The sequence below is a fragment of the Endozoicomonas sp. YOMI1 genome, assembly GCF_024606345.1.
In the GTDB taxonomy this organism is placed as follows: domain Bacteria; phylum Pseudomonadota; class Gammaproteobacteria; order Pseudomonadales; family Endozoicomonadaceae; genus Endozoicomonas.
Window position 1 is genome coordinate 1 of record NZ_JAHHPM010000094.1, and the last position, 1,562, is coordinate 1,562.

4 protein-coding genes and 1 pseudogene are annotated in these 1,562 nt (G+C 47.2%); 2 read left to right on the forward strand and 3 right to left on the reverse strand.

Annotated features, from left to right (window positions below):
• Positions 1-6 precede the first annotated feature (6 nt).
• Together KDK15_RS03450 and KDK15_RS20950 are read right to left on the reverse strand one after the other, a co-directional pair.
• Positions 7-327, reverse strand: coding sequence for a hypothetical protein (locus tag KDK15_RS03450; protein WP_306800222.1), 321 nt, complete (start codon positions 325-327; stop codon positions 7-9).
• Between the two features lie 206 nt (positions 328-533).
• Positions 534-761, reverse strand: a complete 228-nt coding sequence (locus tag KDK15_RS20950) for a hypothetical protein (RefSeq protein ID WP_306800223.1) — start codon at positions 759-761, stop codon at positions 534-536.
• A 65-nt stretch (positions 762-826) separates the two neighbouring features.
• On the opposite strand from KDK15_RS20950, the gene KDK15_RS03460 reads away from it, so the two are divergent.
• Both KDK15_RS03460 and brnA read left to right on the forward strand, forming a co-directional pair.
• Entirely contained in the window at positions 827-1,111 is a 285-nt protein-coding gene (locus tag KDK15_RS03460; protein WP_257293971.1) for a BrnT family toxin, read from the forward strand.
• Entirely contained in the window at positions 1,092-1,325 is a 234-nt protein-coding gene (gene brnA, locus KDK15_RS03465; RefSeq protein WP_257293972.1) for a type II toxin-antitoxin system BrnA family antitoxin, read from the forward strand. The genes KDK15_RS03460 and brnA overlap by 20 nt, the downstream gene beginning before the upstream one ends.
• Positions 1,326-1,403: 78 nt before the next feature.
• Here brnA and cpsB read toward each other — a convergent pair.
• Positions 1,404-1,562, reverse strand: a pseudogene (gene cpsB / locus KDK15_RS03470) (mannose-1-phosphate guanylyltransferase/mannose-6-phosphate isomerase); the annotation flags it as partial.

Genomic DNA, 1,562 nt, shown 5'->3' on the forward strand with positions numbered 1-1,562 from the left:
CGTTCTTCAGGACTTCGTCCTTTGAACTCCTAAAGCCGTGCTACGGCACACGCACAATGAAAGACCTGACCCGATTTCCTCTTCGGTACCGCACAGCCCGATATCAATCACCTGGGCACCACCGGCCCGTAAACCATCACTCAGGGCTGCCTTCAGCTCCGGTGTAGATAAGCGAATATCGCCGCCTACCACCATGGTTTTGGGCTTAAGGTATTCAGCCGTTGCATGGCCAATCCGCCAGGCAATATCTTCATTCAATTCATCAGGCATACGGCCACGGATGTCGTAGGCTTTAAAGCAGGTGAGTCTGGATATTGACAAATCCAAAAATAAACAGTTCAACTTGTTAGCTTGGAGCCTAGGAGTTAACGCAGGAACCAGAAGCGGGGGAAAAACTGCACGGGTGCAATTCAGATTTTCATAGGTGATACCAGACATTGTTTAGCATTAGAAATTTTTTACCTCAGAGTAAGACAAAACACTCTTGTTAAGTAAATCCGGATGAGTGCGAAAGTAATTATCCTGATTATTTCTTATACGTTGATCAATGTCAGATAGAGTTTTTCGGTTTTCGGTTTTCGGTTTTCGGTTTTCGGTTTTTGTGACCCCGGTTTTTGGCGAATATCACCACCGACAATCATAGTTTTGGGCTTAAGGAATTCCGCAGTCGCCCGGCCAACCCGCCAGGCAATATCTTCATTCAATTCATCGGGCATACGGCCACGAATATCATAGGCCTTAAAACAATTAAGAATGCTCATCTAAGACACCTGAGGTGAAAAACGGTATATATTGGCCTATATTTAAGGTGGCCTGTAGATATATATTGGATACCAAAACAATCATGTTTGAGTATGATCCGGCAAAAAGTCTCAGCAATCTGGAAAAACATGGCATCGATTTCGATCAGGCTCAAAGCCTCTGGCTGGATGAAAACCGAGTGGTCATCAAGACCATGATTTCTGATGAGCCTCGTTTCCTGCTCATTGCCAAATACGCCGGAAAACACTGGTCTGCCGTATTTACGCCACGTAATGATACAACCCGAATTATTTCGGTACGTCGCTCAAGACCCAAAGAGATAGCCGCCTATGAAAGCCAAAGAATTTGACCAGGCCTTTGATGAAGGCCACGACAGCATTGATGAATATATTGACTGGTCCAGCGCTCAACGTCCCGGCCTGGAAACCCGTCGAATCAATATCGACTTTCCTGAGTGGATGATCACTGCCCTTGACCGCGAGGCCGCCAGGCTTGGAATTGCCCGGCAAGCTGTGGTCAAAACCTGGCTGGCCGAAAGGCTGGATCAGGGAAGGCGGGGGTAGGGTTTTGAGTGAATAGGGAATAGTTAATTGTGAATAGCCCAATTCCCTATTCCCTCTTAACCATTCCCTCACAACCCATCACGCCCTACCGTAAGTATCCTCAAACCGGACAATATCATCCTCCCCCAGATACCCCCCGCTCTGTACCTCGGTCAATTCAAGATCAAACTTGCCGGGGTTTGCCAGTCGATGCACCACGCCAATGGGAATATAGGTAGACTGGTTTTCAGTAAGCAG